At 73.0% G+C, this 12,566-nt stretch carries 11 protein-coding genes; 10 read left to right on the top strand and 1 reads right to left on the bottom strand.

What is annotated here, in order from left to right; genetic code table 11:
- Window positions 1–2 precede the first annotated feature (2 nt).
- From E1287_RS01360 to E1287_RS01325, 8 genes are read left to right on the top strand one after another with little or no spacing between them, the layout of a single operon-like run.
- Window positions 3–1,229 (top strand): acyl-CoA dehydrogenase family protein, encoded by a 1,227-nt coding sequence (locus tag E1287_RS01360; protein WP_131962697.1) that lies wholly within the window; start codon window positions 3–5, stop codon window positions 1,227–1,229.
- A 10-nt stretch (window positions 1,230–1,239) separates the two neighbouring features.
- The gene (locus E1287_RS01355) at window positions 1,240–2,334 is read left to right on the top strand and encodes a homogentisate 1,2-dioxygenase (RefSeq protein ID WP_131962695.1); all 1,095 of its coding nucleotides are present in this window, start codon (window positions 1,240–1,242) and stop codon (window positions 2,332–2,334) included.
- The gene (locus E1287_RS01350) at window positions 2,331–3,536 is read left to right on the top strand and encodes an alpha/beta fold hydrolase (protein ID WP_131962693.1); all 1,206 of its coding nucleotides are present in this window, start codon (window positions 2,331–2,333) and stop codon (window positions 3,534–3,536) included. The genes E1287_RS01355 and E1287_RS01350 overlap by 4 nt, the downstream gene beginning before the upstream one ends.
- A complete protein-coding gene (locus tag E1287_RS01345; RefSeq protein WP_131962691.1) occupies window positions 3,500–4,642 on the top strand; it encodes an acyl-CoA dehydrogenase family protein in 1,143 nt (380 codons plus the stop codon). The genes E1287_RS01350 and E1287_RS01345 overlap by 37 nt, the downstream gene beginning before the upstream one ends.
- Window positions 4,643–4,676: 34 nt before the next feature.
- Window positions 4,677–5,885: a thiolase family protein gene (locus E1287_RS01340; RefSeq protein ID WP_131962689.1), complete on the top strand. Its 1,209-nt coding sequence runs from the start codon at window positions 4,677–4,679 to the stop codon at window positions 5,883–5,885.
- On the top strand, window positions 5,882–6,631 hold the full coding sequence (locus E1287_RS01335) for an SDR family oxidoreductase (RefSeq protein ID WP_131962687.1): 750 nt from the start codon (window positions 5,882–5,884) through the stop codon (window positions 6,629–6,631). Before E1287_RS01340 ends, E1287_RS01335 begins: the two co-directional genes overlap by 4 nt.
- A gap of 11 nt (window positions 6,632–6,642) precedes the next feature.
- A complete protein-coding gene (locus E1287_RS01330; RefSeq protein ID WP_131962685.1) occupies window positions 6,643–7,815 on the top strand; it encodes an acyl-CoA dehydrogenase family protein in 1,173 nt (390 codons plus the stop codon).
- Complete coding sequence (locus E1287_RS01325; RefSeq protein WP_131962683.1) at window positions 7,812–8,546, top strand: enoyl-CoA hydratase-related protein; 735 nt, start codon at window positions 7,812–7,814, stop codon at window positions 8,544–8,546. The genes E1287_RS01330 and E1287_RS01325 overlap by 4 nt, the downstream gene beginning before the upstream one ends.
- On the opposite strand, the gene E1287_RS01320 is transcribed toward E1287_RS01325, so the two are convergent.
- The gene (locus tag E1287_RS01320; RefSeq protein WP_131962681.1) at window positions 8,543–10,597 is read right to left on the bottom strand and encodes an AAA family ATPase; all 2,055 of its coding nucleotides are present in this window, start codon (window positions 10,595–10,597) and stop codon (window positions 8,543–8,545) included. The genes E1287_RS01325 and E1287_RS01320 overlap by 4 nt on opposite strands.
- Before the next feature lie 144 nt (window positions 10,598–10,741).
- On the opposite strand from E1287_RS01320, the gene E1287_RS01315 reads away from it, so the two are divergent.
- Both E1287_RS01315 and E1287_RS01310 read left to right on the top strand, forming a co-directional pair.
- Window positions 10,742–12,154: an FAD-dependent monooxygenase gene (locus E1287_RS01315; RefSeq protein WP_207933955.1), complete on the top strand. Its 1,413-nt coding sequence runs from the start codon at window positions 10,742–10,744 to the stop codon at window positions 12,152–12,154.
- Window positions 12,151–12,519 (top strand): hypothetical protein, encoded by a 369-nt coding sequence (locus E1287_RS01310; protein ID WP_131962679.1) that lies wholly within the window; start codon window positions 12,151–12,153, stop codon window positions 12,517–12,519. The genes E1287_RS01315 and E1287_RS01310 overlap by 4 nt, the downstream gene beginning before the upstream one ends.
- The last annotated feature ends 47 nt before the right edge of the window (window positions 12,520–12,566 follow it).

Genomic DNA, 12,566 nt, shown 5'->3' with positions numbered 1-12,566 from the left:
CGGTGCCGAGCGACAACGACTCCCTCAGCTTGGACGCCTTCCAGGACGAGGCCGAGCGGTTCCTGCGGTCGATCGCCGACGAGTTCGTCGACGCCGGGCTCAGCGGGGGCCGCCGCGCGTCCGACCGGATCGCCGCCGTGGAGGAGCTGGGCGAAGGGCACGAACTCCAGGTCAAGCAGGCCAGGGAGCTTCAGGCGCGGCTGTTCGACGCCGGGCTGGCCTGGCCGAGCGGCCCCGCCGACTGCGGCGGACGCGGGCTGACCCGCGAGCACGACCAGATCGTCGAGCGCCTCCTGTCCGACCTGGGCTTCCCGTCCCGGGAGATGCTGTTCGTCGGGCTGCACATCGTCGCGCCCGCGATCGACGCGCACGGCACGGCGGAGCTGCGGCGGCGGATGCTGACCGCGCTCTACCGCGCCGACATCATCGGCTGCCAGCTGTTCTCCGAGCCGGGCGCCGGGTCGGACCTCGCGGGCGTCGCGACCCGGGCCGTCCGGGACGGCGACGACTGGATCCTCACCGGCCAGAAGGTGTGGACGTCGATGGGCCACCTCGCGGACGTGGGCGAGGCGCTCGTCCGCACCGACCCGTCGGCGCCCAAGCACGGCGGGCTGACGGTGTTCCTGGTGGACATGCACGCTCCGGGCGTCACCGTCCGCCCGATCAGGCAGATGACCGGCGGGTCCGCGTTCAACGAGGTGTTCCTGGACGGCGTGCGCGTCCCCGACTCCCACCGCATCGGCGGCGTCGGCGACGGCTGGCGGGTCGCCGGGACCAGCCTCGGCAGCGAGCGCGAGACCATGATCGGCGGCGACGGCCCGGTCAGCCCGTACGTGCTGGAGCGGCTGGCGGCGCTGGTCGAGCGGCTCGGCGCGGCCGGCGATCCCGTCCACCGGCAGCGGATCGCCCGGACGGTCGCCGCGGTCACCGCGATGCGCGCCGCCGCCGCGCTCCCCGAAACATCCTGGGGCCACCGGACGGCGCCGGTGTCCGGGTCCGTCCTGAAGATGCTCATGACCCGGGCCGTGGACGAGATCGCGGCGCTGGCGGGCGAGGTCCTCGGCGAGCGCGCCTTCGCCGACGGCGGCGAGCCGGACGCCTACGCCTGGTCGGAGTTCGTCCTCGGGGCCCCGGCCATGCACATCGCCGGCGGCACCGACGAGATCCAGCTCAACATCATCGCCCAGCGCGGGCTCGGCCTTCCCCGGCCGCCCAAGCCGCTCAACTAAGGACTGCACGATGGAATCCTTCATCCAACTGCGCAAGGGAAACACACCACGGCAGGTCCACCGCGACCTGGACGGGCTGAAGGAAGACGAGATGGGCCGGTCCGGGTTCACCGGCCGCACCACCTTCTTCTACCGCCGCAACGACCCGTCCAAATACCGCGTCGAGGGCGACCTGCGGCCGCTGGACGTCCTGACCGGCACGCTCGAACCGACGGACCTGCACGACCCGGCGGGCGAGCCGCTGCCGCTGCTCAGCAACGACGACTGCCGCATCCTGCTCAGCCGCCGCGGGCAGGCCGCGCCGTGCTACGAGCGCAACGTCGACGGTGACGAGCTCTACTTCGTCCATAAGGGCACCGGGCACTTCGAGACCGAGTTCGGACGGCTGGCCTACCGTCCGGGCGACTACGTCTACCTGCCGAAGGCGACGACGTACCGGCAGGTCCCGGACGGCGAGTCGCACCTGCTCATCGTGGAGGCGCGGGAGGAGTTCCGGGTGCCCGAGGCGGGCGCGATCGGCCGGTACTTCCCCTACGACCCCGCGCTGATCACGGTGCCCGAGCCCGAGGTGTTCGAGGAGCCGCGGCAGGACGAGTACGAGATCCGCCTCCGCCACCTCGGCGGCCGGACGTCGCTGTTCACCCCGCACCACCCGCTGGACGCCGAGGGCTGGCGGGGCGACAACGTCGCCTTCACGTTCAACATCGACGACTACGACGTGATCACGTCGGAGAGCGTCCACCTGCCGCCGACGGTGCACCTGTTCATGCAGGCCACCGGCGTGTACGTGATGAACTTCCTGCCCCGTCCGGCCGAGATGGTCCCGGGCGTGGAGCGCATCCCCTGGTACCACCGCAACGTCGACTACGACGAGGTCGCGTTCTACCACGGCGGGAACGTGTTCGGCGTGGACATGCCCGAGGGGCTGCTCTCCGTCGTCCCGCAGGGCATCCACCACGGCATTCCGGAACGCGCGCGGGAGCGTTCGCGGCGCCGGTTCGACGTGGACCAGCGTGTGGAGTGGAAGGTCATCGCGATCGACACGCGCCGCCGCCTCACCCCGAGCCCGGCGCTGCTGGACGCGGCCCTCGGGGAGGGCGCATGACCGCCACCGACCGCGCCGTCAGTGCTGACCGCTACGAGTACGACCGCGTCCCGTACCTGGTGATCTTCAAGGACGACTCCGCCTACCGCGACACCTACGGCGGCGTGGTCGAGGACGTGGTGCTGGAGAGCTACCTGCTCAGGCCGCGCGGCGTCCCGTCCGACACGGTGATCGTCTTCATGCACCCGATCGGCGGGGGCGCCTACCTGCCGATGTCGAACGCGCTGCCCCGGGCCGGGCACCACGTCATCTACTGCAACAGCCGGTACCGCGGCGTGGACAGCGCGCTGATCATGGAGAAGGTCGTCCAGGACCTGGGGGCCTGCGTCCGGGACGCCCGCGAGCGGCTCGGCTACCGCAACGTGATCCTGGGCGGCTGGAGCGGCGGCGGCTCGCTGTCGCTGTACTACCAGCAGCAGGCGCAGTCGCCGACCGTCACCGCCACCCCCGCCGGCGAGGCGCCCGACCTGACCAAGCTCGGACTCCAGCCCGCGGACGGCCTGATGCTGCTCGCCGCGCACATCAGCAGGCACGGCACGCTCACCGAATGGATGGACGCGTCCATCCTGGACGAGCACGACCCCGAGAAGCGCGACCCCGAGCTCGACCTCTACAACCCGGAGAACCCGAACCGGCCGCCGTACACCGAGGAGTTCCTGGCCCGGTACCGGCAGGCGCAGATCGACCGCAACCGGCGGATCACGGCGCGGGTCAAGGAGACGCTGGAGGACCTGCGGAGCAGCGGGCGGCCACTGGAGGAACGGGGTTTCGTCACCCACGGCACGATGGCCGACCCGCGCTGGCTGGACCCCGCCGTCGACCCCAACGACCGGCGACCCGGCTGGTGCTACCTGGGCGATCCCAAGGTCGTGAACATGGGGCCGGTGGGGCTGGCGCGCTTCTCCACCCTGCGGAGCTGGCTGTCGCAGTGGAGCTACGACGACGCGAACGCCGACGGCCTGCGCTGCGCCGCCGACCTGGAGGTCCCCACGCTCGTCATCGGGAACTCCGCCGACGACGCCTGCACCCCCAGCCACACGCAGCGGCTCTACGAGGCGGTCGGGCACAAGGACAAGACGCTGCACACCGTCCAAGGCGCCAACCACTACTACTCGGGCCGGAGCCAGCGCCCGCACCTGGCGGAGGCCGTCGACACGATCAGCGCGTGGCTGGACGAGCGGGGCTGGGCGGGCGCGAAGTGAGCGAGGAACTGCTGAGCCCGGAGGAGGTGCGGTCCGCGCTGCGCGCGTACTTCGCCGACGCCTCCGTGCTGGACGAGGCGCGGGCGCTGCGCGACGACCCCGGCGCCTTCGGCCAGGACGGTTTCGACCGCGAACGCTGGCGTGCACTCGCGGGCGAGGTCGGCCTGGTCGCGATGGCCGGTCCGGAGGCGGCGGGCGGTCTGGGGCTCGGGCTCGTCCATCTGACCGCGGCGCTCGAAGAGGCGGGCGCGTGCCTCTACCCCGGGCCGGTGCGGGCGTCCGTCCTCGCCGCCTGGACGCTGAGCCTCCTGGGCGCGCCTGACGGCGTCGAAGATCTGCTGGACGGCACCAAGATCGTCGGCATGCCGCAGTCGTTCGCCGACCGGCGTCCGGGGGTGGTGCTCTCCGCCGATGGCCGCATCTCCGGAACCGTGCGCGCCGTCACCCACGGCATGTCGGCGGACGTGCTGCTCACTCTGGCCGACTCGGCTGAAGGGACCGTCCCCGTCCTGGTCCGGCTGGACGGGGACAGCGGTGAGGTCGCTCGGCGGCCCGTCCAGGCGACCGACCTGACCGCCACCCTGGCCGATCTTGAGCTGCGGGCCGTGCCGGCGGCGCCCGGCGACACCGGCGCGCACGACCGGACGCGGGACGCCGCCCGCCTCCTGCTGGCCGCCGAGCAGGTCGGCGGCGCGCAGGGCTGCCTGGCCCAGACGGTGGACTACGCGAAGATCCGGACGCAGTTCGGCCAGGTCATCGGCGGTTACCAGGCGATCCAGCACCGCTGCGCGCGGGTCGCGATCGCGGTGGCGGGGGCACGTGCGCTGGTCCTCGCCGCCGCCAAGGCCATCGACTCCGGTGATGGCGAGGCCGCGCACCAGCTCGTCCTGCTGGCCAAGGCCGAGGCGTCCGAGGCGTTCGACGGCGCCGCCGACGCGCTCATCCAGGTGCACGGCGGCATCGGGTTCACCTGGGAGCACGACGCCCACCTGTACTTCCGGCGGGCGCGGGCGGCGTCGGCGCTGGACGGTCCGCCGTCCCGGCTGCGGGACGACGCCGTCACGGCCGGATGCCTGTCGCTGCTCACCCGGGCCCCCGCCGGCTGATCTCCGTTCCACGACGATTCTGAAAGGACATGCCGTGCCGACTCCCGTCATCGTGGAGGCCGTCCGTACCCCCGCGGGCAAGAGGGGCGGGTCGCTGTCAGGGTGGCATCCCGCCGAACTGGCCGCCGAGACGCTGAAGGCCCTCGCCGAGCGCGCCGGGATCCCCCCGTCCGCCGTCAACGACGTGATCATGGGCTGCGTGACCCAGGTGGGTCCGCAGAGCACCAACATCGCGCGGAACGCCGTCCTGGCGGCGGGCTGGCCCGCCGGAGTCCCGGGGACGACCGTGGACCGCCAGTGCGGCTCGTCCCAGCAGGCGGTCCACTTCGCGGCGCAGGCCGTGGCGTCCGGCTTCATGGACGTGGTCGTCGCCGCCGGCGTCGAGTGCATGAGCACCGTGCCGATGTTCTCCAACGCCCCCGGCGGCGACATCAGGGCCGTCTACGGGGACGAGGTCCAGGCCCGGTACGCCGACCGCGTCTCCTACGGGACGTCCGGGCTCGTCCCGCAGGGGATCTCCGCCGAGCTGATCGTGGACCGCTGGAAGCTCACCCGCGAGGAACTCGACGCCTACGGCCTGCGCAGCCAGGAGCGGGCGGCGGCGGCCACCGCCGAGGGGCGGTTCCGCCGCGAGATCGTCCCGGTGGCGCGGAAGGTCCGCGACCGGGAGACCGGCGAGGTCAGCAAGCCCGGCGGGCTGCTCGCCGAGGACGAGTGCATCCGCGCCACCTCCGCGGAGGCGCTGAGCGGGCTCAAGCCGGCGTTCGTCCCCGAGGGGCGGGTGACCGCCGGGAACTCCTCGCAGATCGTGGACGGCGCCGCCGCCGTCCTCGTCATGAGCGACACCGCCGCCGAGCGCCTCGGCCTGACGCCCCGCGCGGCGATCAGGGGCATGTCGGTGGTGGGCGACGACCCGGTCGACATGCTCACCGCGCCCATCCCCGCCACCCGCGACGTCCTCGCCAGGACCGGCCTGAGCGTGGACGACATCGACCTGTTCGAGGTCAACGAGGCGTTCGCGCCGGTCGTCCTGGCGTGGCAGCGCGAACTCGGCGCCGACCCGGACAGGCTCAACGTCAACGGCGGCGGCATCTCGCTGGGCCACCCGCTCGGCGCGTCCGGCGCCAAGCTGATGACGACCTTGCTGCACGAGCTGGAGCGCACCGGCGGCCGGTACGGGCTGCAGACGATGTGCGAGGGCGGCGGCATGGCCAACGCGACGATCATCGAGCGTCTGTCATGAGCGGGCTGTTCTCCCTGGACGGACGCGTCGCGATCGTCACCGGCGCGTCCAGCGGCATCGGGCGGCACATGTGCGGCGTCCTGGCCGGGGCGGGCGCGACCGTCGTCGCCGCGGCGCGCCGGGAGTCCCGGCTGCGGGAGCTGGCCGAGGCGGACGACCGGATCATCGCCCAGGCGTGCGACGTCACGGTCACCGAGGACTGCGCCCGCGTCGTGGAGCGGGCGGCCGAGCTCGGCGGGCCGCACGTCCTGGTCAACGCGGCGGGCTTCGGCGACCCGGTGCCCGCGTTCGACCTGACGGCCAAGGAGTTCCGGCGGACGCTCGACGTGGACCTCACCGCCACCTTCGAGATGAGCGTCCACGCCGCGCAGGCCATGCGGGGACGCGGCGGCTCCATCGTCAACATCGCCTCGATCTTCGGCCTGGGCGCGTCGTGGCCGGTCACGCAGGCGGCCTACTGCGCGGCCAAGGGCGGGGTCGTCAACCTCACCCGGCAGCTCGGCGCGGAATTGGCGGACGAGGGCGTCCGCGTCAACGCCATCGCGCCCGGCTGGTTTCCCAGCGAGCTGACCGAGGAGATGTTCGCCGACGAGAAGGCCATGCGGTGGCTCCGGCGCAACACGCCCATGCGCCGTCCCGGTCGGCTGGACGAGTTCGACGGCCCGCTGCTGCTCCTGGCCGGTGACGCAGGCGGCTTCATCACCGGCCAGACCATCGCCGTGGACGGCGGCTGGACCGCGCGATGAGCGGAGGGACGATGCGCAGAACGCTGTACGACGACGTCCACGAGGACTTCCGGCAGAGCTTCCGGTCCTTCGTCGCCGCCGAGATCCTCCCGCACCACGACCGCTGGGAGGAGGCGGGACGGGTCGGCCGCGAGATGTTCACCGCCGCCGGCGAAGCCGGATATCTGGCGATGGCGGTCCCGTCCGGGTACGGCGGCCTCGGCGAGGACGACTTCCGGTTCAACGCCGTCATCGGCGAGGAGCTGCAGCGGGCGAACGTGATCGGGTCGGGCATGTGCATCACGCTGCACAACGACGTCGTCCTGCCCTACCTGCTGCACTTCGCCGACGAGGCGCAGAAGCAGCGGTGGCTGCCGGGGATGGTGACAGGCGAGATCATGGGCGCGATCTCCATGACCGAGCCGGGCGCGGGCTCGGACCTGGCCGCGCTGACCACGAGCGCCCGCCTGGACGGCGACGACTACGTCGTCAACGGCGCCAAGACGTTCGTGACCAACGGCCTCAACGCCGACCTGGTCGTCCTGGCCGTCCGGACCGACCCGGCACAGCGCCACAAGGGGATCAGCCTCCTGGTCGTGGAGGACGGGACGCCCGGCTTCACCCGCGGCCGCCACCTCGACAAGATCGGGCTGCGCAGCCAGGACACGGCGGAGCTGTTCTTCACCGACGCGCGGGTCCCCGCCGCGAACCTGCTCGGCGGCGAGGGCGAGGGCTTCACCATCCTGATGCGGAACCTGGCCCAGGAACGGCTGGGCCTGGCGGTGTCGGCGATCTCGGCCGCCCGCGCCGCCCTCTCCTGGACGGTCGAGTACTGCAAGCAGCGCGAGGCGTTCGGGAAGCCGCTGATGGCGCACCAGAACACCCGGTTCACCCTCGCCGACCTCGCCGTCCAGGTGGACGTCGGGCAGACCTTCGTCGACGCCCTCATCGAGGCCCACGGCCGGGGCGAGCTGACGGCCGAGGACGCGGCCAAGGCCAAGTACTGGACGACCGAGCTGCAGCAGACGGTCGTCAACCGCTGCCTGCAACTGCACGGAGGCTACGGGTTCATGCGCGAGTTCCCGATCGCCAGGGCGTACCTGGACGCCAGGATCCAGACGATCTTCGGCGGCACGAACGAGATCATGAAGGAGATCGTCGCGCGGACCCTGGACGGCGACCGTCCGGCGGGGGCGCGGCGATGAGCGTCGACGTCGTCCGCGACCGCGGGATCACCGAGATCACGCTGAACCGTCCCGCCAAACGCAACGCCATGACCGACGCGATGTGGAGCGCCCTGGACGAGATCCTCGCCGACCTCGACGACATCCGCGTCCTGATCGTCACGGGCGCGGGCGGCTCCTTCTGCGGCGGCTCGGACGTCTCCGGCCTGCTGGACGACCCCGGCTCGCTGCCCGACCGCATCGCCGTGTCGAACCGGTGCGTGCTGGCGATGCGCGAGCTGCCCGTCCCGACGATCGCCAAGGTCGGCGGGCCCGCCGCCGGTGCGGGCGCGAACCTGGCGCTGGCCTGCGACTTCGTCCTCGCCGCCGAGGACGCCTACTTCGCCCAGCTGTTCGTGCACCGCGGGCTGTCGGTCGACAGCGGCGCGAGCTGGCTGCTGCCGAGGCTGGTGGGGGAACGGCGCGCCCGCGAACTGTGCCTCCTGGGCGACCGCGTCGGCGCCGAGGCCGCCCTCGACATCGGCATGATCACGCAGGTCACCTCACCGAGCGGCCTGGACGCGGCGGTGACCGACCTGGCCGACCGTCTGCTAGCCCTCTCCCCGGCCGCCCTGTCCGGGACGAAACGCATGCTGAACCAGACATGGCGGACCACCTTCGCCGAGGCCCTGGACGCCGAGGCCGCCAACCAGCTCCAGATCATCCAAACCCCCGAAGCCCACACCGCGATCAATGCCTTCAACGCACGCTAGTCATCGTCCGAAGGGCCGTGGATTTCGCGTTGCCAGAGCCAGGCGGTGATCCGCTCCACCGCGCGGTTTCGGTGGCGGCGGTAGGTGCTGAACGGCAGGCCCAGCATTTCGGCCGCGCGTTCCTGGGTGGACGCCGGGCGCAGGAACGTGCGGTCGATGACCCTATACAGGGACTCCTCGCCGCGGAGCGTTTCGGCCGCCTCGGCGATCAGTTCCGGAAGCGTCCCGGGACGGTGCCGGACGAGCCGTGAGCGCATGAGCGGATTGCCCGCGAGCCTTTCCGGACGGTGCAGATCCTTCAGCGCCGCCCTTACCGCGTCTGCGAATTCGGGCTGGGAGAGCACCAGTTCCGGAGCCGTCCCGGTGGGCGGAGTGGCGGCGGCGCCCAATTCGCGTTCGGCGGTCAGGTCGAGCCATTCCTCGACGCTCAGCCGCCGCCAGTCGTGGGCGTACATCTCGTAGGGGCGGCCGCCTATCTCGTACCGCGTGGCGTGGTGGAAGTCGAAATGGCTCAGCAGCGGGTCCCAGTAGTCGCGGTCGGACGGGACGGCGACGATGTCCCACGCCCGCGGCCCGCGCGTGATGATCTCCTGGCCGTTCCACAGCCGGATCAGCGTCTCCGCCCGGGACGGGCGGATATGCGCCTCGGAGTCCACGAAGAACCGCCAGGCCATGACGCTCTCTCCAGGACGGGCCGGGCCGTGCCGCGCGGTGTACTCCCACATCGCCCGCGCGGCCGGATCGTGCGCGAGGTCCTGCTCGTCGGCCTCGTGCAAGGGCAGGAATGCCGCGTACCCGAACGTCTCGCCGGACGTGTCGCGGAAGGCTCCGAACGCGTCCGGACGGCGTTCCAGCCAGTACGCCGCGAGCCGGGCCTGCTCCTCGCCCTGCGTGCGCCGGGTCAGGTCGAGCAGCGCCGCGTGGTCCTCCGGGCGCACCTCGTCGGTGAAGAAGCGGCCCAGCCCGGTGAGCTGCCAGTACGAGCTGACCACCGGATGGGACCGGCTGAGGAACAGCACGTCCGCGACGTGCTTGCGGCGGTCGCGGCGGTTGCCCGTCGCCTGCCGGACGCGCTCGACGAAATGGCCGCGCAGCCGGCGGTGCAGGGCCGCGTAACCGTCCGGGTCGCGCCAGCGCAGGTCCGCATCCAGGATGTCTCGGGCGACGTCATGGGGGAATATGCCGTGCACTCCCTCCTCCATGAACGACAGCGTGCGCAGCCACCCGAAAAGCTCGCCGTCGCCGTCACCGTTGTCGCCGTCGAGCATGGCGCGCAGCAGTTCCTCGGTGGTGAAGCGGGCGTGCGCGCAGACCTGCAGCGCCCGCGCGTGCCGGGGCGAGGGGACCTGGTCGATCACCCGTCCGAGCAGGGCCCGGACGACGTCGGGGGCGCCGGCCAGCGCGTCCGGCACCGCGCGGCCCTCCCGCCGCTGCCGGACGATCATGTCCACGGTCAGCGAGAGCGCCAGCGGATGCCCGTGCGTCATGGCGAGCACCTGCTCGTGCAGGTCGTCCGGGACGCCCTCCACCCGCAGGTACGCGAGGGTGTCCTCCGGACGCAGGTTCCGCAGCGACACCACCCGCAGCAGCTCTCGCCACCCCGGATCGGCGGTCCAGCGGGGGCCGGGCGCGTCCCGTCCGGCGATGACCACGAGCGCGTCCGACGGAAGCGACGGCAGGAAGGTCTCCCGCATCCAGTCGTCCAGCGGGGCGAGCAGCTCGTAGGTGTCGATCATGACGACCCGGCGGCCGGCGCCCGTCCCCGCCGCCTGCTCGAAGGGCCCGGCCGCCTGCGCGAGCGCCTCGGGGGCCGGGTCCACGACGCGGGCGTCCACCAGCACGGGCGCGACCCCGTAGCGCCGCGCCTCCTCGGCCAGCTCGGCCAGCAGCGCGCTCTTCCCGACGCCGCCGGGCCCGTGCAGGAACAGCACCGAGAACGGCGCGCCGTCGCCGGCTTCGAGCACGCCGCCGAACAGCTCGATCTCCCCGGCCCGTCCCACGAACCGGCGCCGCCGGGCCCGCCGCAGCCGATCCCCGAACGTCCCGCTCATCGGCACCCTCCGCGCCCGCCTTGCCCCGTCCCCTAACGCTAGGCCACGGGATCGGGCAGAAGGCGGACAGCGAATGGCCTGTCGAGTGGACACCGGACCGCCGGATGGTCGCCGTACCTCACCGCTACGAAGGAGGTACGAGACATGGGACGCGTCGGAGAACGCGCGGTCGTCCTCGGGGCCGGGATGGCGGGCCTGCTCGCCGCCCGGGTCCTCGCCGGGGCCTGCGAGCAGGTGACGATCGTCGAACGGGACGAGCCGCCCGGGCCCGGCCGGCCGCGGAAGGGCGTGCCGCAGGGACGGCACGCGCACATGCTGATGCCCCGCGGGCAGGAGATCCTGCGCGACCTGTTCCCCGGGCTCGAGGACGAGCTGATCGACGCCGGGGCCGTGGTCGCGGACCCGAGCACCGAGCACCGGTTCAACCTGGGCGGGCACGCGCTGTGCCGGGTGCCGCGCAGCGACCGCGCGGTGCAGGCGAGCCGCCCGCTGCTGGAGGGCGCCGTCCGCGAGCGGGTGCGGGCGCTGGACGGCGTCGTGTTCGCCCACGGATGCGACGCGGTGGGGCTGGTCGCGCCCGATCCCCGGCGCGTCACCGGTGTGCGGATCATGCGCCGGGTCCCGGGCAGCGCCGAGGAGGAACTCCCCGCCGACCTGGTGGTGGACGCGACCGGACGTGCCGCGCGGACCCGGCTCTGGCTGGAGTCGCTCGGCTACGACCCTGCCCCGCGCGAGGAGATCGAGGTCGGGGTGGCGTACGCGAGCCGTCCCGTCCGGCTGCCGCTCGGATCGCTGCCCGACAAGGCCGTCGTGGTCGGCCCCGGGCCGGGACGGCCGCGCGGGATGGCGCTGATCGCGATCGAGGGCGACCGGCACCTGCTGACCGTCGCCGGGCTCGACAAGGGGCACCGGCCGCCGACCGACCCGGAGGGCTTCCTGGCCTACATGGAGGGCCTGGCCCCGCCGGACGTGGCGAGGGCGGTACGCGCGGCCGAGCCGCTCGGGGAGATCTCCGCCCACCGCTACCCGTCCGACCTCCGGCACCGCTACGAGCGGCTGCGGCGGTTCCCGGCGGGCCTGCTGGTGACCGGGGACGCGCTGTGCAGCTTCAACCCGATCTACGCCCAGGGGATGACGGTCGCGTGCCTGGAGGCGCAGGTCCTCGCCAGGTGCCTGGACGACGCCGGCGCCCGCGACCTGACCCGGCGGTACTTCCGCGCGGTCGCCAAGGCGCTGGACGTCCCGTGGCGGATGGCCGTGGCCGCCGACCTGTCCATGCCCGAGGTACCGGGACGGCGCGGCCCGGCGATCCGGCTGCTCAACGCCTATGTCGGCCGCGTCCAGGCGGCCGCGGCCCGCGACCCCGAGATCGCCGGGCGGCTGGTGCGGGTGATCGGGCTGCTGGACCCGCCGACCGCGCTGATGCGCCCGTCCGTGCTTGCCGCCGCCTGCGCCGTCCGACGTACCGGCGAAGCCCTCCCGGGGACGACGCCGCACCCCGACACCGCATCAGATCATCGCCTCACCGTACGAACCGAGCAGGGAGTGCAGAGATGAAGACGCTCGACCGAGCCGAACTGATCACGGTGACCGGCCTGGTCACCGGCGCCGCGGGCCTCCTGATCCAGAAGGTGGCCGGGGTGGAGATGCCGGTCGTCCCGCCCGGCATGATCATCCTGCTGGTGGTGGCCGCGCTGATGGCCGCGACCCGCTGGCGCTGGACGCCCGTCCTGGCCGTCCTGGCCGCGCTGGCCGAGGTGGCGGGTTTCGTGGGCAGCCTGGCGGACGCCGACGCGTTCGGCGAGTTCGCCGGCGCGTCGGTCCGGGGTGCCGGGATCACCGTCGCCCTGGTCGCCGGGATCGCCGCCGCGATCGGCAACTACAGGTCCCGGAAATCGGCCGCGCCCGCGCCGACGCGCTGAGCCGCTGGCCCTGGCGGCGCCCGTCCCGGCCCATCCGGGACGGGCGT

This window comes from Actinomadura sp. KC06 (assembly GCF_004348735.1).
Taxonomy (GTDB): domain Bacteria; phylum Actinomycetota; class Actinomycetes; order Streptosporangiales; family Streptosporangiaceae; genus Spirillospora.
Note: the sequence above shows the minus strand (reverse complement) of the source record. Positions and strands in the feature narration are given on the sequence as shown.